13 protein-coding genes are annotated in these 18,879 nt (G+C 52.7%); 12 read left to right on the forward strand and 1 reads right to left on the reverse strand.

What is annotated here, in order from left to right; all coding sequences use genetic code 11:
- Window positions 1–271 precede the first annotated feature (271 nt).
- The 9 genes from nusB to Q31b_RS02690 all read left to right on the forward strand — a co-directional run bounded on the left by nusB (window position 272) and on the right by Q31b_RS02690 (window position 13,248).
- The gene (nusB, locus tag Q31b_RS02650) at window positions 272–703 is read left to right on the forward strand and encodes a transcription antitermination factor NusB (RefSeq protein ID WP_146598095.1); all 432 of its coding nucleotides are present in this window, start codon (window positions 272–274) and stop codon (window positions 701–703) included.
- A gap of 459 nt (window positions 704–1,162) precedes the next feature.
- Window positions 1,163–1,651, forward strand: a complete 489-nt coding sequence (locus Q31b_RS02655; RefSeq protein ID WP_231617252.1) for an EVE domain-containing protein — start codon at window positions 1,163–1,165, stop codon at window positions 1,649–1,651.
- Between the two features lie 293 nt (window positions 1,652–1,944).
- Complete coding sequence (locus Q31b_RS02660; protein WP_146598096.1) at window positions 1,945–2,844, forward strand: ATP-binding response regulator; 900 nt, start codon at window positions 1,945–1,947, stop codon at window positions 2,842–2,844.
- 90 nt (window positions 2,845–2,934) lie between these two features.
- A complete protein-coding gene (locus Q31b_RS02665) occupies window positions 2,935–3,297 on the forward strand; it encodes an STAS domain-containing protein (protein WP_146598097.1) in 363 nt (120 codons plus the stop codon).
- 58 nt (window positions 3,298–3,355) lie between these two features.
- Window positions 3,356–4,273 carry a response regulator gene (locus Q31b_RS02670; protein WP_146598098.1) on the forward strand — a complete coding sequence of 306 codons (918 nt, stop codon included), beginning with the start codon at window positions 3,356–3,358 and terminating at the stop codon, window positions 4,271–4,273.
- Entirely contained in the window at window positions 4,270–5,403 is a 1,134-nt protein-coding gene (locus tag Q31b_RS02675; protein ID WP_146598099.1) for a PP2C family protein-serine/threonine phosphatase, read from the forward strand. The genes Q31b_RS02670 and Q31b_RS02675 overlap by 4 nt, the downstream gene beginning before the upstream one ends.
- Before the next feature lie 202 nt (window positions 5,404–5,605).
- Window positions 5,606–8,218, forward strand: coding sequence for a dockerin type I domain-containing protein (locus Q31b_RS28805; RefSeq protein ID WP_231617253.1), 2,613 nt, complete (start codon window positions 5,606–5,608; stop codon window positions 8,216–8,218).
- 256 nt (window positions 8,219–8,474) lie between these two features.
- Entirely contained in the window at window positions 8,475–12,860 is a 4,386-nt protein-coding gene (locus tag Q31b_RS02685; RefSeq protein WP_146598100.1) for a Calx-beta domain-containing protein, read from the forward strand.
- A gap of 10 nt (window positions 12,861–12,870) precedes the next feature.
- Window positions 12,871–13,248: a hypothetical protein gene (locus Q31b_RS02690; protein ID WP_146598101.1), complete on the forward strand. Its 378-nt coding sequence runs from the start codon at window positions 12,871–12,873 to the stop codon at window positions 13,246–13,248.
- Window positions 13,249–13,441: 193 nt separating this feature from the next.
- On the opposite strand, the gene rny is transcribed toward Q31b_RS02690, so the two are convergent.
- Complete coding sequence (gene rny, locus Q31b_RS02695) at window positions 13,442–15,010, reverse strand: ribonuclease Y (RefSeq protein ID WP_146598102.1); 1,569 nt, start codon at window positions 15,008–15,010, stop codon at window positions 13,442–13,444.
- 388 nt (window positions 15,011–15,398) lie between these two features.
- Between rny and tilS the strand changes: the two genes are divergently transcribed.
- From tilS to Q31b_RS27800, 3 genes are read left to right on the forward strand one after another with little or no spacing between them, the layout of a single operon-like run.
- The gene (gene tilS / locus Q31b_RS02700) at window positions 15,399–16,442 is read left to right on the forward strand and encodes a tRNA lysidine(34) synthetase TilS (protein ID WP_146598103.1); all 1,044 of its coding nucleotides are present in this window, start codon (window positions 15,399–15,401) and stop codon (window positions 16,440–16,442) included.
- Window positions 16,443–16,500: 58 nt separating this feature from the next.
- The gene (locus Q31b_RS02705) at window positions 16,501–17,382 is read left to right on the forward strand and encodes a hypothetical protein (protein WP_146598104.1); all 882 of its coding nucleotides are present in this window, start codon (window positions 16,501–16,503) and stop codon (window positions 17,380–17,382) included.
- Window positions 17,379–18,833 carry a hypothetical protein gene (locus Q31b_RS27800; RefSeq protein ID WP_197170786.1) on the forward strand — a complete coding sequence of 485 codons (1,455 nt, stop codon included), beginning with the start codon at window positions 17,379–17,381 and terminating at the stop codon, window positions 18,831–18,833. The genes Q31b_RS02705 and Q31b_RS27800 overlap by 4 nt, the downstream gene beginning before the upstream one ends.
- Window positions 18,834–18,879: the final 46 nt, after the last annotated feature.

Here is an 18,879-nt window from a genome sequence, read left to right on the forward strand (position 1 = left end):
CACCAAGATTTACAGGAAACTCCTACTCCTACTCCTATTCCTATTCGTACGAGTACGAGAAGGGGTGCGAGAAGGGGTAGGGGGGGTAGGGGACTGCAGACTTGTCGGAGGCAATCGCTAGCAGTCAGGCGTCTGGTAACGAGCCTAAATTTGATGTTTTCAGTAAACGCAGGCCTCTCTACCTTCCCGCCGGCAGTGGTTAGTCCCTACAATCACGCCCTCAATCGTTTATCGTCATTTCATCCATTACTTCGAAAACTGTTAGGCTCGTATGTCCACTCGCCGCCGCGCTCGCGAGATCGTATTGCAATTGTTGTACGAAGCGGATGTCAACGATCCTCGCGATGAAGAAGATTCGTTGAAATTCATCCGTTCGCGGTTGCAAGGCCGCAAGAAGTTGGTCGCTTTTGCGAACGAATTGTTAACGGGCACACTGGCCAACCGCGAATCGATCGATTCGCAATTGTCAAAGTTGGCGATGAATTGGACGCTGCCGAGAATGGCGGTGACCGACCGAAACGTGCTGAGACTTGGTGCCTACGAGATTCTATTTGGTGACACACCAGGCCGTGTGGCGGTCAACGAAGCGATTGTGTTGGCAAAACGCTACGGTGACAAAAACAGTCCGCGGTTCGTTAACGGCGTACTCGATCGCCTTTACAAGAATCACGAATCAAAGCCAGAGAGTGTTACCGACCGGTGACAAGAATCTGGCCCACGATCAGCCAAACAGCGGTGAATAAAATACCAAATGCAGCGTGGATTGTGTCAACATTCATGTTGAATGGGCCTTGGATAAGAAGGTGAACGGACTGGAAATGGCCCGTTCCTTGGCCCTTCGTTCGGCTGCCTTCCTGCTTGGATTGCAATGGCCGATCTTTCGTTCGAATATTCCATTCGATGCGCTCTATGTTCCTGCGCTGAGAGTAGGTATCGGTTTGTTTGCCAGGCCAAAATGCGATAAAATCTTGACGGCGTTACAAACTGCCTAACCGACCGAAATGCCAGCGACCGCTCGCTCATTTCACGGCGGTTCTTCTTGGGGCTCCTCCGAAAAATCGGTGGTGATCTTTGGAGTTCCTCGTCCTGGACGATCGGTCCTCGAGGTAGGGCGGGACAAAACGAATGTCTTCCTCCGACGAGGTTCCTTTAGAAAAATACGATGACGATAAAATATTGGTTGATGAAAAGTGAGCCGAACACCTATAGCATTGATGACTTGGCGGCTCAGACGGATAAAACCACTTGTTGGGAGGGGGTTCGCAACTACCAGGCCCGAAATCTGCTGCGAGATGAGATTGCGGTCGGCGATAGGGTGCTCTTCTATCACTCGGCATGTAAGCAGCCAGCCGTTGTTGGGACAGCTGTCGTTTCCAAGGCGGGCTATCCGGATCCATTCCAATTCGATCCGAAAAGCAACTATTTTGATCCGAAAAGTGATCCCAACAATCCACGCTGGTATCTGGTGGATATTACGCTTGAAAGCAAGTTTGATCGGCCCGTTACATTGGCGGAACTTCGCGAGCTCGCTAGGAGTGGGCGAGCGAGTATCAAGGACATGGTCCTATTGCAAAAAGGGAGCCGTTTAAGCGTCCAACCCGTCCGCAAGAAAGAGTTCGATACCATCCTGAAAATGTCGCGTGGGGTGTAAACGGCAGTTTGGGGAAAGCTCTGATCGCATTCGTGTCAACGCAGGGCTTCGGCAGATCCGAGTCGGGATATGGGGGGGCAGTAGTCTACGATCCTTTTAATGCGCCGGTCGATTTTTTGTGCAGGAGCCCGTCGGGGGCGCTGAACCCTTTTTCGTGGAAACTCTTTACCCGCCTTCAACCCCGTCCATCGATTGATCGGCGGGACGGGCAATTACCTTGTCACATGAAACGCGGTACGATAGGGGAGAGAAAAGTACAGCGATTTTCCATCCAAGTGATAGGCATCTGAATTATGGCAAAGGTACTCTTAGTGGAAGACAGTCCCACCCAAGCCGTCAAAATGCGCATGATCCTGCAGGCTGACGATCATGAAGTACGTCATGTACCCAACGGTCGCGTCGCATTAGAAGCACTTGCCGAAGACAGCCTTGATATTGTTGTGACCGACTTGGAAATGCCGGAAATGAATGGTCTTGAGTTGGTCGAAGCGATGGTGCTCGATTATCAGCACATACCGGCCATTTTGGTGACCGCGCGTGGCAGCGAACATTTGGCCGCTGAAGCACTGCAAAAGGGGGCAGCAGGCTATGTTCCCAAAGACCATCTCGACAAGCAACTCAACGATACGATCACCAATGTGCTCGGTGTCATTCGCTCGGATGCTAGCTATGCGAAGCTGATCTCAAAACTAAAAAGAAACGTCTTCGTATTTGAACTCGACAATGATTCGGAACTGATATCGCCGATGGTCGGTTTGTTAATGCAGGTCGTGTCGGGAATGGATTTGCTTGGTGGGAGTGACATGGTACGCCTGGGTGTGGCAATTGAGCACGCGTTGCTTAACGCGATGTACCGCGGGAATCTTGAGCTTGGGCCCGATCAAACGCCCGTACACCGTGCGATTGTCTACGATGATGCGACCAACGATTTGATACAAGAGCGAAAGTCACAGCTCCCCTATTGCGACCGGACCGTCTATGTTGAAGCGACAGCGAGCGAGAATGAAATTCGGATTTTGATTCGTGACTGCGGACCTGGATTCGATACCACAACCATGCTCGATGCGGCTCACCAAGATGATCTCGATAGTGAATCGGGACGCGGTTTGGTGTTGATGAAGAACTTTGCCGATGAATTAGTTTTCAATGACTGTGGTAACGAGGTGACATTGGTCAAACGCTGCGGGGTTTGACAAAATAGTAGCGAAAGTCTTCGCGACTTTCGATGATTGGTAGCGAAAGTCGCGAAGACTTTCGTTGATTCTTTTCTAAGGATGACTCAAATGACGACGAAGACTCATTTTAATGTCAGTGTGATCGAGAACATTCCTGTCATCAAATTGGCTGATTCTAAGTTTGTTGATCGACTGATGATCCAAGAAACGCAGGATGAGTTGATCGAGTACATCCAGATTGGCAAACCAGAAAGGTTAGTGATCAGTTTCGAAGGGGTAAAATCGATTTCTTCGGAATTCATCACCACCCTGCTGCGTTGCAATGAATATGTGCGAAGTGTGGAAGGAGATCTTATTCTTAGTTGCATGAGTCCGGTTGTCCGAATGGCTTTCCAAGTAACCAATTTGGACGGAAATGTATTGAGAATCCACAACTCGGTGATTAACGCGATCGACTCGTTTCGATCTTAGAACCCGTTTTGATGAACTCGCGAAAACGGGTTTTTGACACGTAGCTATTGGTGCTTCCATGTCCGACAGCGTTCGAATTTTGGTGGTAGATGACAGTGGAACCCAGCGGTTTTTGTTGCAGTCGGTGCTCAGGCCTGCAGGGTTCGAAATTGTGACGGCGGTTGACGGCGTTGAAGCGTTTGAATTGGTTCAGCGCGATCCGCCTGATTTGGTAGTCACCGACTTGCAAATGCCACGGATGGATGGTTTGCAATTGGTTCGTGAAATCGGCCAATTGCAGCTCTCCATTCCCGTCATTTTGACGACGGCGGCCGGCAGCGAATTGATTGCTGCCGAAGCGCTGCATGCCGGTGCAGCAAGCTATGTACCCAAGAGCGGATTGTCGACGCTGCTTCTGCCAACCGTGCGGCGTATTCTCGAGCTTAAGAAAGCGACTCAAGAGAACAAGGCGCTGTCGGCTTGTCTCGATGAAGTCACCTACCAATGGCGACTGACGAACGATCCGTCTTTGGTTCCCGATTTGATCGGACGGGTGGAAAGCATCCTCAGCGAATTGATCCCTTTCGATCAATCGCAGCACATGCAAATCGCGATGTCACTCGACGAAGCGATTGTGAACGCGATCGTACATGGTAACTTGGAAATCAATAGCGAGATTCGGCAGCTCGATGATGGACAAGTCTACTTCGAAACGATCGACAAACGGCGAAAAACACCGCCCTACTGCGATCGCCGAGTTCTGTTTCGTATCGAGGCAAATCGCCAGCGGGTGACGTTCACGATTCGTGACGAGGGGCCTGGTTTTTGTGTCGATGGCGTAGCGGATGCGACGGACCCTGCGAATTTAGAAAAAGCAGGCGGACGTGGTTTACTGTTAATGAATGCTTTCATGGATGAGCTTCAGTATAACGATTGTGGCAATCAATTGGTGATGACGAAGCGATTGGGGTCCGTTGTTGAAGAAGCAATTTCATGATCGGCAATCCGTCTCCGCAAATTTTGCTAATTGACGACAATCCCGATGATGTGGTCGCGGTACAGCGTTGGCTTCAAATGAGCGAACGAAGCTACGAACTTCGCGTAGCCGCCACACTTGGCGAAGCCCAAGCATCGATTCAAAGCCAGCGTCCTGACTTAATCTTGCTTGATTTAACGCTTCACGAATCGGCGGGCCTTGATCGTCTTTGCCAGGTGTTGTCATTTGCGGACGAACGACCCATCGTCGTTTTGACTGGCTATGGAGACCGCAACATGGCTCTCGAAGCGGTGCGTATGGGCGTCGAAGATTGCGTCCTCAAACATGATATCACGCGCTGCGAGCATCTGACGCAGGCAATCGATTTGGCGATCGAGCGTTATCGTCGCAAATTAGCCGAGCATTCGATCGTTGCCTTTGAGAACCAAATGAATTTAGCTCAGCGCATCCAAAGAACATTGCTACCCATCGCCTGCGAACCGTTTGATCGAGTGCGGTGGTGCGGTCGATGTGAGCCTGCTGAACAGACCGGTGGTGATTTCTACGATCTTATGCTGCTGCCCGATGCCAGTTTGGCGGTTATGATTGCGGACGTCAGCGGCCATGGGCTGGGGCCAGCGATGTTGATGATGGAAACACGCGCGATCCTGCGGGCGATGTCCCTCGTCTGTGACGATCCGGGGACGGTTTTGTCCACGACAAATCATGTGCTTTGTCAAGACATTCGCCTACGCTATTTTGCAACCTTGTTCTTCGGCGTATTTTCGCCCGATCGAACCACCCTACGTTACGCCAGTGCTGGGCATCCAGGTTATTTGTTGCGAAGCCATTTTGAGCCGATGCCGCTCACATCGAATGATCCGCCACTTGGCATTGTCACCGACAAAGCCTACGTCACTCGAACAATCGATACCATCGCTGTGGCAAGCACACTCCTATTGTTCACGGACGGAATCCTCGATTTTTTATCGGATGATTTGGAGGAGCGAACGTTTCATAAGGCTGTCGAGCGAGCCAACCAATACTCGAGCGGCAGCATCATGGAAATGTTGGACGCGTTATTTGCCAATATCGATTGCCACGATGGCAAACGCGACGATTGTTCGACGCTACTGGTGCGGACGATGTGAGATTAATCGGAATAACCCGGTTGTTTTGCCTATTTTCTGGAAACAAATGATCGTTTGCGTCGTCTAATCCGCTGAGGTTTCCCCGTTTCCAGCCGATAATGCCATAGAGTCGTTCGCGTGGCGTAAGTTTCCAGCTTGCGGTTTGTAGATGACCTGCAGGGCGGCTTGGTCCACTTGTCTTGATTCCAATTACAATACGTGCATGTTCCGTACCCGATCCAACTGCCGATTTGCGAAGAAGCATCGCAGGATGCGGATCGAGTCGCTCGAACGACGAAGCATGATGGCCGCCAACCCCATCGGTATGACGCAGCTCGATACGGGCGAGTTTTTGCTTGGAAGCGTTGCTGTTACACCGGTGTTCTTCGAAAGCAATGGTGATATCGACCAAGAAACTCAGGACTGGGTGGCTGCGGATATTAACGCCACGATCGCGAAGATCACCGAAGGCGTGAATTGGTGGTCGGACACGCTCGACACGCTCGATACCGTCCACGAACTCGACTTTACCTTCGATTTCACGCACGCTCTTCACCCCGTCGAAACGCCCTATGAATTAATCGATCGCAAGAGCCAAGACTTTGAATTAGCGGTCGCCGATTGGATGGATTCGCTTGGTTATTCGGGAAGCAGCTCAGTGCAAACGGCGGTCCAGCAGTTCAATCACGACCAACGGATCAAACTAGGGACCGATTGGGCTTTCACGATTTTCGTCATCGATTCCTCGGATGATCCCGTGCTTGGCGATGCGATCGAGGATCCCGACGATCCCGATGACAATGATGGGTTTTTCCCTGCTGATGGGTACTTTCGAGGTGCGTTTGCCTATGCGGGGGGCCTGTTTATGGTCACACCGTCCTCGCGGCCTGCGGCCACGATTGCTCATGAAATGGGCCATATATTCTGGACTCGCGACGAGTATCCTGGTGGCGGTTCGTGGTATGACCAGCGTGGTTACTACAACACTCAAAACACCAATGCAGCGGACGATGCTCCGGTTGGGTACGAGCAAGAGATCAGCATCATGCGGTCGGGGATCCCGCTCAATGAAGCATACGACTTACACGTTAGCCCGGATTCGACGTTAGCGATGCTGGGCTGGCAAGACAGCGATGGGGACGGCATCTTTGATCTTGCCGATGTCCCGTTGGACTTCGATGGGGTTGGCTACTTTGACCGTGCAACTTCGATCTATCATTTTTCCGGTGCCGCATCCGCAGTGCCTCTGAAGAACGAAAATTCGGTCGGGCCGCAAAGTGATATCACGCTCAATCGAATTAGCGAGCTTCAGTATCGGCTCGATGAAGGCGATTGGATCTCAGCCGCCGTTCCTGATTCAGCGCGGGCTGATTTTGATCTGGAATTGTCCATCGATACGCCTTTTGAGCGAATCGATTGGCGGGTGGTTGATTCGGAGGTCGGAGTCACGAGCGAGCTGGTTTCCGGAGGCGTGAATACCCCGGCGATTTCGGCATCGCGAATCGCGGGCTATACGTATTTTGATGAAAACAACAACCAGCTTCGCGATTTTAACGAACCACTGCTCGCGGGGGTGACGGCGTCGATTGAATACGCCGATGGCAGCGAGATTTTGCAGTCCAGCGTCGCGGCAGTCGACCTCCCCACCGGCAAGATCGATCCACAGCAAACCGACGGATTGACGTTGTCGACCGACAGTTTTGGGCTTGATCCCGTCGTTTATGTCGAACCGTCACTGCTAGCCAGTGGCGAAAATTTGTTTCAATCCTATAGCTTCCAGCATTCCAGTTTGCGAGAGCATTGGAATGCGGAAAACAAGCTAAAAGCAACGTTTGACCAGCCTGTTGGATACGTCGAGCTAGACATCGTCGCTGGGTCGGAGCCCAGCTATGGGCGAATCGAGGCCTACGACGCAGCAGGCAATCTCGTGGGTCGGCAAACGAGCGATGATATCCCATTAGGCTCAAGCGTCCCTTTACGGTTTGAAGATCCGACAGCACAAATCGCATCGATCCGAGTTTTTGGACATGCGGGAACTTCGATCGGAATTAAAAGCATCGACTTCGGCAGCGTGAATCAAATCACCACCGATCAATCAGGAGCTTGGTATTTCGGGCAATTGGCCGACGGCGATTACCGCATCCGAATGACAGCGTCTGACGATTCGTTCGAGCTTGAGATGCCGACGTTTTTGGTCACCGTTGATAATTCCTCGGCGGCCCTCCTGTCCGTACCGGTCCGCGAGCGTACCAATTCCTGGCACAATGCAAACGTCCCAGGCGATGTCAATGGAGACAATCTCGTTACGGCGGGTGATGCCTTGGTCGTTATTAACTATCTGACCGACCAAGGTGCCAGACAGCTCGATGGCATCGCTCCTGAAAAGGAACTCGTCGATGTCAATAACGACGGATTGGTTACGGCGCTCGATGCGGTAATCGTTATCAATGCACTGACGCCAAATGCGTCAGCTGGCGATGGTGAACGAGTTATCGAGATCGAAAATCAAACCACTAGCAATCGTCAATCGTCCATCGCTCCACAACCGGCTCAGCGTGAGGCGACCGATCAAGCGTTTGCGGATTGGCCCTCGGTCAGCTTGCCTGAGCCCGAGAAGCTGGATATTCGCTACAGCTCCGGTCCGTTGCCTATTTTGCCCCTTACAAACCGTCATCGTTCGGAAATCTCGAAAAACTTCTCTAAGAAAACGGTTGTGGATCAAATCTTGGGAAGCACAATAGACATGGATTTGAGCCTTAACGATGACTTGGCGGAAAAAGTCGAGCAATTAATTGAGGCAAAGATCGACCTTTCCATCGATTTTCGCCGGAACTAACTAGGCGCTACGGTTGTCCAAAGGGCCACTTACGCCGGTTTTTCCGCTATTCCAACCGTTTTTCCTGCCAAAAAATGAAATAATTGACAACGCAGGTCGACTGGGTAAGATAGGCGGAATCCGTTTGCAAATCGGGCTTATCGTCATAGGTCGATCATAACGAACACAATGATCCGAAACAGTGTAATGCGAAACGTTTGTTTTGGGTTTTTAGCTTCCTCACATCTCTATTTTTAACTATCCCCGAGAGAATCAGATGAGACATCTGCGTCAGTTGCTTGGTCGCTCTGGATGGCCGCAGGCCGAAAAACGACGGAACCCAAACAAGAATCACGGAGGCCGCAAGCGTCGGCTGCAGAGTGAGGCTCTCGAACGTCGTGAATTGCTTGCTGGCGATGTGCTTGCCAGTAGCTATCACAATGCATCAATGCCGACGGATGTAAACCAAGATAGCCAAATCACTCCGCTTGATGCGTTGATGGTGATCAATTATCTCAGCGACAAGAGTGGTGCTGAAGGGGAACAGATCACTGGTTTTGTTGATGTCAATGGTGATGGAGAGATTACGCCGTCCGACGCTTTGATGGTCATCAATGAACTGTCTCGGCTTGGCGAAGGAGCTGGCGAACCGGTCATCGAACTTCAGCTGAACCCGAAATCGCCGACGGGTGTGGGGAGTAGTAATTCGAATTTGCCCGATGTCGATAACGACCGTACGTTTGATGTTTCGGTGGGACAGGTCTTTGAGCTAGAGGTTTCGTATCTTGATTTGCGCTCAGCGGATGCGGAGCAAGGCGAGACTCCGGATCGTCGTGGAGTGTTCCAGTTGGTGACCGACATATTGGCCAGTCAAGGCAATAACGTCGTGCCGATCGTTCACGAAGCCCAGCAAATTTTGATTGGCCAAACGATTGGCGACACGCCTGCAAGCGGTACTCTTTCGTTAGAAGTAACGCTGACGGATGAAAATGGCGCAACGATCCCTACGCTGGATGATAGTGGCAACCCTGTCATTGATCCGGTAACGCAAACCGCCGTTCCGCTCAAGGCGACGATTGCTGCGGATGCATTTGTTGCCGATCCGGTGGCGGCCCTTCGGACGGCTATGGAATCCCTTTCCAATCCGACCGTAGGGAACTATTTCCCGGTGGATAGTTTTGATGTCGCGCAGCTCGACGAAGTGAATGCGGTCTCCGGTGTAGAGGGCGACTATTTCTTGCAGGTCCGATCCAAGGGTGACGATCTTATTGGGGAAGACATTCCAAACGTTACGGTCAATCCCGTCTTGACGATCCCAGGCGTAGGAACCTTTCCTTCCAACACGGTTAAGAAGTTCAGTCGTCAATTTAGTACGACCAATGTCATTCCGTTCCCACCGGCGACTCCGGATTACGCACTCGATTTTTCCAGCACGAATCGCAACGGAAGTGATTTCTTTGCGAACTCAGGAGAACAGGGAACGTTCGAGCCAGATGGCGACGATGTGCTGTTCAACGAATTGCGAGGTCTCGGTGGAACGAGCATCGTTCCGGTTTCCCAACTAAGTGGCCCCTTCGATTCTTACAGCATCCCCGTCTTCATCTCGGGTGAAGTCACAGGATTGGATTTCAGCATTACCCCCGGTCAAGACTCTGAAGCGGTGCTGGTCTATGGCTTCCTCGATCCAGGTTCTTCGCAAGGTGGTTTGGTCGCCGCATCGACGACCTTTGGAACGACGACGGAAATCAACGTGGTCGCTGCCCAAGTTGGCGAAGCATTCAACGAAGTGACCATTGCATTTAACAGCAACGGTCCAACGAACGCCGCACCGACGGCTGCCTACGATGACGTGGCGAAAGTCATCACGGTCACCTACGATTCCGGTGCAACGGACGTTACCAATCGCAGTTACACCGCAATCGCGAATGCGATCAACGGCTTGGCTGATTTTAATGCCAGCGTTTCGGACGGTGATGGTGCGGCAGCGTTCGTAGAGCCAGAAACGACTCCTGAACTTGCTGGTGGTGGAGAACCAAGATCGATCGTGCCGCTCGACCGAATCACGCTCGATGCCGATTCTTCCTTTAAGATCAACGCATTGCCAGTCGGAGGTACGACCCCCGTTCCTGGAACACTCGGTTTCCAAGCTGCGACTGCAGAAGTCGATGAAGATGGCGGAACCGTTACATTGACGGTCAATCGCACTGGTGGCAGCGATGGCGAGGTCACCATCAACTATTCTGCCACCAACGAGACCGCGATCTCTGGGACAGATTATTCCCTCGACCCAGGAACGCTGACGTTTGCCGACGGTGTTACTTCGCAAACGATCACGATCAACATTATCGACGACGCTACGGTTGAAGATTCGGAAACGTTTACGGTAACGTTAAGTGCACCCGGCGGTGGTGCGTCACTTGGAACCGCTGTTTCAACGGTGACGATCAATGACGACGATACCGTCGTCGTCCAGCCTGGTACGATCGCTTTGGCTGCCGCAACGGTTTCTGTCAATGAAGGTGCTGGCAACGCTAGCTTCGTCATTAACCGCACCGGCGGTAGCGATGGCACTGTGACGGTGACCTACGCAACATCCGACGGCACAGCGGATGCTAGTGACGACTACACCGCAGTCAATACGACGGTCACCTTTCTTGATGGTGAAACGACCAAGACGGTAACGGTCCCGATTTTGGAAGATACGGACGTTGAAGGAGACGAAAACTTCATCCTCACCCTATCCTCGCCGACTGGCGGTGCAACGTTGGGGGCGACGACTTCGTCCACTGCGACCATCGTCGACAATGATGAGGTGGATCCGCAGCCGGGTTCCTTTACGATTACCCCTGTGGCCGTCACCGTTGGCGAAGCGGTCGGTTCGCAGCAGTTCACGGTGACGCGCAGCGGTGGAAGTGACGGGTCGGTTACGGTTGCTTATGCGACTGCCAACGGTACCGCTGTCATGGGCAGTGATTACACCGAGACGAGTGGAACGCTAACGTTTGCCGATGGCGAGACAACCAAGACGTTCAACGTACCAGTGATCGACGATGACGCTGTTGAAAACAGCGAGGATTTCACGGTAACGCTTAGCAATCCAACAGGTGGAGCGACCCTCGGAACCACGGTGACCTCGACGGTCACGATTACGGATAACGACTCAACCCAGCCTCAGCCGGGCGAATTGTCGCTTTCGCAGCCCACCGTTTCGGTGGGTGAAGGTGATGGAAGCGTCACGTTTACCATCAACCGCAGTGGCGGAAGTGATGGGACCGTAACGGTTGACTACACAACGGCGAACGGCACCGCAACGGCTGGGTCGGATTATACAACCAATTCTGGAACGTTGACGTTTGAAGAAGGCGAAACGTCAAAACAAGTCGTGGTCGCGATTCTTGAAGACACGGCGGATGAGTCGAATGAAACCTTTACACTGACGTTGTCCGCACCGACTGGTGGGGCAACGCTTGGTTCGACCACCACTTCGACAGCGACGATTGTCGATAATGATGATCCAGTGGTTCCTCAGCCAGGCGTTATCTCGATCTCGCCCGCGACCAAGTCTGTTGACGAATCGGGTAGCAGCATCTCCTTTACTGTCACGCGGACGGGCGGCAGCGATGGAGCCGTTTCCGTTTCCTACGCGACGTCGAACGGTTCGGCGACCGCCGGTACTGACTACACCGCCGCTTCAGGCACGGTCAACTTCGCCGATGGAGAGGTAAGCAAGACCATCACGGTTGACATTCTGGAAGACACGATTGATGAGCCCAACGAAACGTTCTTGATAACGTTGACGGGACCAACCGGTGGCGCGATTCTCGGTACCGTTCAGGTTGCAACCGCGACGATTATCGACAATGACGAAGCACCCATTGGTAGCTCGACGATCACCGGATCGGTCTTCATCGATAGCGTCGATAACATGGATGAAGTTTCCCAAGGTTATCCAAACGTCACGCCTGAGCGGGACGGATTGAAGGGGGCGGACGAAGTTGGATTGTCAGGTGTCAAAGTCGATTTGGTTGACTCCAGTGGCCAAGTGATTATGTCGGTGCGAACAGGCATGGACGGTGAGTACGCCTTGACCGGCGTTCCTCAGGGAGCCTACACCCTTCACTTCGGAGTAATGGGTCAAGGAAACCCGGGTCATAACGTGTTCTTGTCCGCTAGCGGTAGCAACATCGTTCCTGTGACCGTTGGAAATACGTCGGGTACCGTGCATAGCGACTTGCCTGTCCTTGGACGGGCGGGATCGTTGGCAAGTGTCGATATTTTGGCTTCGAGTTACCTCCGCAATAACCCCGAAATGATCGTAGCATCGGAAGGTGGGCGACGTGGCGGATCGGTTTCCCTCGATCCATCGACAGGCGAGCAGATCTTCTTCATGGCTGCCGAAGGATTCGACACGGTTGAATATGCCGAGGTCACGCTCAACAGTAGTCGCGATCAAGCGATTTTGGCGATCGTCGAAAACGGCCACGTCTTGAGCGCTGTTTTGACCGAAGAAGAATTTGTGATTAGCCGTGATGGTACGGCTTTGCAGTTCTTTGGTGGCTACGACGAACGTGACGATTTTGGGTTTGCTCCCGATTCAGGAATGGATCGGCTGAGTTCCGATGAGATCGCTGAGATCCTGTCACGAGCCGCATCGGCGATGTAGGGTCACGATTTTGCATATCATTAAGTTTCGCTATCCTTGGCAAAAACAATTGGAAGGGTCAAGCGAACGAGAGAAAGTCGAAGTACCGGAACCGCCGTCGAGAAGAACATCGGCGGCGGTTTCCGTTTTGGCTATCTACACTCGCAATTTCAACAAACCCACCGGCTTGGAAGATGCGAAACATGTGACGTTGTTTGTGTCCGATTGGCAGGGGACGCTAAAACGTCTGCTACTCAATGGCCAATCGCTTGAGATTGGGCAGGCTCCGATCGAGATTGACGTGAGCTCTTTGCTAAAGCCCAGCAACCGAATTGAAATACAGTTGCTGGGCAATGAGCAATTGACCGCCCGGTTGTCGGGTGAGGTACAGCTACGAATTGCCGAGTGAGATGTGACAAGGTTGGGTCTGAGCCTTCACAGAACGTCCGGCTTAAGTGTTGCGGTAGCCGCGACCACGAGATGGTCATTACTACCGGTATGGATGCCCTTCTAAGCTGGACGTTCTGTTTAGGCAATTCAAGAGGCGTGCGGAACGGCGAAAGCCTGGACCCCGACCTGCTACGAAGCTTGAAATGAATGAACTACTTCGCAGTCTGTGTAAATCGTGATTCTCTAAGCACGGTGACCTTGATTTCCCCGGGGTAGGTTAGTTCCTGTTCGAACGCTTTGGCGATGTCTCGGCAAATCGTTGCAGCTTGTTCATCGGTCGCTTTGTCGCTATTGACGATCACCCGCAGTTCTCGGCCTGCACTGATGGCGTAGGCTTGGCGGACGCCCTTGAACCGTTCTGCGATGGACTCGAGTTCTTCCATACGTTTGATGTAGCGTTCGAGCGATTCGCGTCGTGCGCCTGGACGACTTGCACTGCAGGCGTCACCGGTTGCGACCAGCATGGTGTAGGGATGTTCGGTCACGATTTCATCATGATGTCCAAGCGCGGCATGCACGACTTCGGGGCATTCTTGATGACGACGGAGCAGATCGGCACCGATCTTGGGGTGTCCGCCTTCGAGTTCATGGTCGGCCGCTTTGCCGATATCGTGCAAGAGCCCACAGCGGCGCGCCAGATCGGCGTCCATGCCAAGCATTTCGGCAAGCAGACCCGATATGAACGCCACCTCCACGCTATGCCGCAGCACATTTTGGCTGTAGGAGGTTCGAAAATGCAGTCTGCCGAGCATTTGGATCACTCGGTTGTGTAGGCCGGTTATGTTGACCTCATCCGCAGCCTCGCGGCCTTTTTGCAAGACAAACTCATCCATTTCGCTCGTCGCTTCCTTGACCACCTCTTCGATACGTGACGGATGGATTCGTCCGTCATTGATCAATCGGGTCAATGATTGGCGAGCGATTTCGCGGCGGACCGGATCAAACCCGCTAACGATCACCACCCCTGGGGTGTCATCGATAATGACGTCGACGCCAGTCGCTTTTTCAAAGGCTCGGATATTTCGGCCTTCGCGACCAATGATGCGTCCTTTCAAATCGTCGCTTGGTACGTCGACGGTGCTGGTGGTCGTTTCAGCGGTATGAGCCGACGCATATCGTTGGATTGCCGTCAGCAACATCTCGCGACCTTGAGCTTTCACCGTCTCGTTGAGTCGCTTTTGGTGTTTGAGCAGCACCGATCCCATCTCGTTTTCGAGATCATTTTGGAGGGACGAGAGCAGCTTTTCGGAGGCTTCTTCGCGAGTCATGCCACTCGCCTTTTCCAGCGTCGCTTGCTGTTGTTTGAGCGTTTCTTCGAGGGCGGCCCGCTGCGACGAGAGAGTGCGCAGTTGATTGTCGAGGCGTTCCTGAGTGCTTTGCAGTCCTCGCTGTTGCTTTTGTAGATTCTCTTCTTGCTTGGCCAGCAAATCCTCACGACGGTCAAGTTTGGCATCGCGAGTGAACAGCACTTTGCGTTCGGCGGCCATTTCCGCTTCCGCTTCCGCTTTCAGCGTCAGGACCGATTCTTTCCCATCCAAAACCGCCTGTTTGCGGAGCGTTACCGCTTCCGCTTCGGCCGCTTGGATGATTTTGTCAACATCGAACTGGATTTGTTGGTGGCGAAGAAATTGCAATCGTTGTGCGATACCCCAGACGATCGCAGCACCAGCGAAAAAGGAGATCGCACAATACAATATTGTGGTCTCGATTACGGCTATCATAGTAGTGTTTCCGGTACCAAGAACACCAGAATCTACCGTCACGAGCCGACCATTGCTTTACGACGGCGTCGCAACGACGCACAGGATCGACGCTGCATTGGCAGCCTTCGGGTGTGTTCATTCGCGAGAACAGTAGTAAAAGAATCGTCCACATGGTCAATTTTTCTAAGGTGAGCCTTTGCTCGAAAAGAGCGATTTTGCTGTTCAAAGGTTATGTTGGTTTAGTTGTAGTCTTGTAACATACTACGTCACAAAAGGTTGGGTCGGCCCAAACGAGGTCGAATCGACGCGCGGTGACGCACACCTTAGGGTAGCATTGACTTCGTGAGAGCGAAACAACCGATTCGAAAAAGTTGTGAGAAGCCACTCTATTTCCCACAAATGAACCATGAATATCGATCAATTCCTCTCCGAAATCGCAACCGCATGGCCCGTTTCCCGGTGGACGGCGGTTGGCGTTGTCGTCGGTTGTAGCGGTGGCGCCGATAGTGTGGCGTTGCTGCGAGGGCTTTGCGAACTGCGGAAGCAGGAACTGGAAAGGCTGGAGAGAGTGGAGAGCGTGCCGCCGTCGCCTGGCTTTATTGTCGCTGCCCACTACAACCATGCTCTGCGAGGCCGCGACGCCGATGCGGATGAAGCATTGGTTCGGGAATTAGCCGAACGCCTTGGAATCGAATGCGTCGTTGAAACGCGTTCCACCCAAAAGGGGGAGTTGAGTTCGGACGAAGAGTCGCTGCGTAACGAGCGGCTGGCGTTTTTGAAAAGGCATGCGGAGCGTTTGGGGGCCAGGTATGTCGCCGTCGGGCATACCGCAAATGACAATGTCGAAACGGTGCTGCATCATCTGTTTCGCGGCAGCGGACCGGCGGGCTTAGCGGGAATCGCACCGCATCGCAGTCTCGGGAAGGATGTCGTTCTGATTCGACCCATGTTAAGCATTCAACGAAGCGATTTACGCGGTGTGCTTGAGTCGATCGGGCAGTCATGGCGAGAAGACCTGAGCAACCGATGTACCGACTATCGTCGCAATTGGATTCGGCATAAGCTGCTTCCCCGCATCCTCGAAGCCTTTCCCAATGCCGAGTCGGCGATGGCCCGTGCGACCGAGTCACAGCGTGATTGGCGAGACCTGGTTCACCAATTCGCCGCCGATTGGCTCGACGAAAACGTGCGGTTGGATCACGCGATTGAAGTCAAGGTCGATAGGACGACGCGGTCGGCGATTGTCATTGCGGCGATGCAGCGGTTATGGAAAACGCAAAATTGGCCGCTTCGCGACATGACAATGCTGCATTGGAAACGGCTTTACCGAACGATTTCCGGACAATCGGACAAGCGATACCAGTTGCCAGGCAGGATTGAGGTTGTCTGCTCGCTCGAATACGTCTCGCTGCGGTCCAAACTTCACCCGATTCTTCCCCTGGATGTTTAGCCGATGTATGATCGATGCTACGAAATGCTTCGTTAACTCATCCCGGACCAATGACTCGATGCCCAGCAATCCATTCTCTTATCGCGTGCAACGCTTCATCGTGCTTGGCTCGTTGGCTGCGGTCATCCTCGTGAGTATTCCTCGCGTCTCCGCGCAGACCGGTGTGTCCGGTTCCAATAGCGATGGGACGGAACAACTCGAGGAAGCTGCTATCTTTTTAGAAGGACGCTTGCCGTTCGCGAACAGTCCGCAAGCCAAATCACGCATTCAAAGCGGAATTGACTCGCTTCGAGAGCTTGTCGCTTCGGTGGCGGATGGGGACGATGGGCAGATGTCTGACGTCGATTTTAAGCCAACCACTCGCGTCTTCCAACGCTATTTGGAAGGCACCGTTGCCTTTGATGAAGAAACCTGGGAACTGTCAATTGTTTATAACTTTAAAAATTCGAAGCAACTCAAGGATTTTCGAGGGGATGGTGCCTCGGTTCGGCCCGGGCTTCTCATCATCGAAGCGGGTAAGAAGCTTGAACATGTTGTTGAGTTCAAAGAGGTTGCGGTTGCCGGAACGGTCAAGCTGACTCATGACGCCGGTGAACTGATTTCGACCAGTGGTGGACTGAGGATGGAAACGACGTTTGGATATCAACAGCGTTTTGTCCTTTTTCTAAAAGGGGCATCCGATATCGCTCAAACTCAAGTGCTATCCAATGGGCGAAGCGGAACAGCTCAACCATTGCCTTTTCTGTTCAAGGTCGATGGGCAAACCGTTGCAGCGACATTGGGCAAACGCACGATTGGGGGGAAAATAGGAGAGCCTGACAAGCCAGAAGGAGCGGTCATGATCGGGCCTTATCAGGGCCCGCTGGCAATAAGCGGTTTGCGAATCGTTGGAAAAGTTGATCCTGCATGGGCCCAAACCTTACTGGAGAACGAGCCATGAATACTGCGGATTCTCCTGAAAATGAATCTTTCGATGGCTACCATAAACTGCTTGGCATTCCCAAAGCGGAACAGCCACCCAATCATTACCGTTTGCTGGGAATCACCCTGCTCGAAGACGATCCGGATGTGATTGATATCGCAGCTAGCAAACAGATGAATTATCTGCATGGATGTGCAAATAGTAAGCATGATGCGGTTGCGAACCAACTACTCAATGAAGTTTCCGCTGCACGCCTTTGCTTACTCGATTCAGAGAGGAAAGCACGCTATGACGAGCAGCTAATGGCATCGGTTGTCCAAGACGACGAAGAAACCGAGCACGATGCGAATCCACGCATTGACTTCGCGGTCGCGACAGCTCAAGCGATTGCTACCAAACCACCGACTCGAGTCGCCAAGAAGGGGATCGGTGGAGCTCTCTTCTTTTACGCTTCTTCCCTAATCGTCGCAGCTGCGGCGTTTTGGTGGTTATTGCCGTATGTGAGGTCCTTCCAAAAGGGGGCTAGCGGCATCGTTGCTGCGGACGTCGATGATGAACCGTCCCGCGTTCCATTTCGAAGGGGTGAACCGCTACCACGCGAGCCCGATGTTGCCAATGAAACCGTTGCCAATGAAACCGCTGCCAATGAAGTGCTGGACACCTCTGCGGATTCGATGGATTCGACCGATCCTGCGGATTTAGTCAATCAAGAAGACGCAATGCGGTCCGCCCCCGATCCAGCCGCTAAGATTGCGAATCCAACGCCATCCAGTCCAACGCCATCCAATCCAACGCCATCCAGTCCAACGCCATCCAATCCAACGCCATCCAATCCAACGCCATCCAGTCAAACGTTGCCGAGTGATACAGCCCGTACGATCGAATCGTTGAGGACCTCCGATTTCCGTGAACGGTTGCGAGGCAAATTGGCATTCAATGAGAAATCATCGGAATTGACGATGATTTATGATTTTTCGGATCCTGAACAACTGGATGACTTTTTCGTCGATGGCGTGACCATTGACGCGGGCGGCTATCTTTCGATTGAGCCAGGAGGAACGCTTATGCATAAGGTTGCTTTCGAGCGAGTTGCGGTCGCAGGGGTCGTCTCGCTGGGCCACCTCGATGGTATTTTGCTTCAATCGAGCGGTGGATTTCAATTGGTAACCGCGGATCGCGATGGGCCTTTTCTACAGCTTCGATGGGAAGAGGTTCTTGCCGAAGGCAGTCTGGATGCGGTTGGCAAAGCGACCCAAACGCCCCTGTCGTTCGCTTTGCAGATCGAGGATGCCGCGATTCGTGCGACAATAAACGAGCAAAAATTTAGTGAGCTTCATGTAGCCAGAGGTCCCGTCGGCACGGTTCAGTTGGGGCCTCGTCAAGGCGTACTCGCGGTCAAATCGTTGACGATCGTGGGACAAATCGATCGCGATTGGGTGCAGGGCTTCTTCGAACCTGTTTCACCTTAAAACCGATAAGAAATGGTATATAATTCGTCGAGTGGTCCCTTCCACT

The sequence above is a fragment of the Novipirellula aureliae genome (assembly GCF_007860185.1).
Lineage (GTDB): Bacteria > Planctomycetota > Planctomycetia > Pirellulales > Pirellulaceae > Novipirellula_A > Novipirellula_A aureliae.

Coding starts and splice junctions, on each gene's coding strand:
- Q31b_RS02665 (WP_146598097.1), top strand. CDS start 2,935: ATGACGACGAAGACTCATTTTAATGTCAGTGTGATCGAGAACATTCCT.
- Q31b_RS28805 (WP_231617253.1), top strand. CDS start 5,606: ATGTTCCGTACCCGATCCAACTGCCGATTTGCGAAGAAGCATCGCAGG.
- Q31b_RS02675 (WP_146598099.1), top strand. CDS start 4,270: ATGATCGGCAATCCGTCTCCGCAAATTTTGCTAATTGACGACAATCCC.
- Q31b_RS02660 (WP_146598096.1), top strand. CDS start 1,945: ATGGCAAAGGTACTCTTAGTGGAAGACAGTCCCACCCAAGCCGTCAAA.
- Q31b_RS02670 (WP_146598098.1), top strand. CDS start 3,356: ATGTCCGACAGCGTTCGAATTTTGGTGGTAGATGACAGTGGAACCCAG.
- Q31b_RS02655 (WP_231617252.1), top strand. CDS start 1,163: ATGACGATAAAATATTGGTTGATGAAAAGTGAGCCGAACACCTATAGC.
- Q31b_RS02705 (WP_146598104.1), top strand. CDS start 16,501: ATGCCCAGCAATCCATTCTCTTATCGCGTGCAACGCTTCATCGTGCTT.
- tilS (WP_146598103.1), top strand. CDS start 15,399: ATGAATATCGATCAATTCCTCTCCGAAATCGCAACCGCATGGCCCGTT.
- nusB (WP_146598095.1), top strand. CDS start 272: ATGTCCACTCGCCGCCGCGCTCGCGAGATCGTATTGCAATTGTTGTAC.
- Q31b_RS27800 (WP_197170786.1), top strand. CDS start 17,379: ATGAATACTGCGGATTCTCCTGAAAATGAATCTTTCGATGGCTACCAT.
- Q31b_RS02685 (WP_146598100.1), top strand. CDS start 8,475: ATGAGACATCTGCGTCAGTTGCTTGGTCGCTCTGGATGGCCGCAGGCC.
- rny (WP_146598102.1), bottom strand. CDS start 15,010: ATGATAGCCGTAATCGAGACCACAATATTGTATTGTGCGATCTCCTTT.